Origin of the sequence: Streptococcus suis, from assembly GCF_002964045.1 — a bacterium.
GTDB classification, from domain to species: Bacteria; Bacillota; Bacilli; order Lactobacillales; family Streptococcaceae; genus Streptococcus; species Streptococcus suis_U.
This window is the reverse complement of record NZ_POPB01000517.1, coordinates 1-375: the sequence shown is the minus strand read 5'-3', so window position 1 is coordinate 375 and position 375 is coordinate 1. Positions and strand designations below refer to the sequence as shown.

The following is a 375-nucleotide window of genomic DNA, read 5'->3' as shown; positions in this document are numbered from 1 at the left end:
GTAAACGACGTAATACTGTTTTCCACATCTTAGTTCTGACCTCCTTCTGGAAGGGCTACTTGATGAGTTTCTGAGAAGGATCTCAAATCGTACACACGACCGTTTTCATCATAGTATTGACCTTGCATTTCTTGATACTCTTTTTCAGCAGCCAAACGTTTTTCTTTATTCTTCAAACGGTTGACTGGGTCAATCGTTGGAATCGCAGACAACAAACGTTTAGTGTAAATATGTTGTGGATTATTATAAATATCGTTCTTATTTCCTGTCTCTACGAAACGTCCGCGATACATGATGAACAATTCATCACACATGTGTTGTACAACACCGAGGTCATGGGAAATAAAGAGATAGCTAAGCTTGAACTCATCTTGG

Annotated in this window: 1 pseudogene; it reads right to left on the bottom strand. The window is 38.9% G+C overall.

Annotation, left to right across the window (positions count from 1 at the left end):
* Positions 1-29: 29 nt before the first annotated feature.
* Positions 30-375: pseudogene (locus C1E99_RS12425) on the bottom strand (ABC transporter ATP-binding protein); the annotation flags it as partial.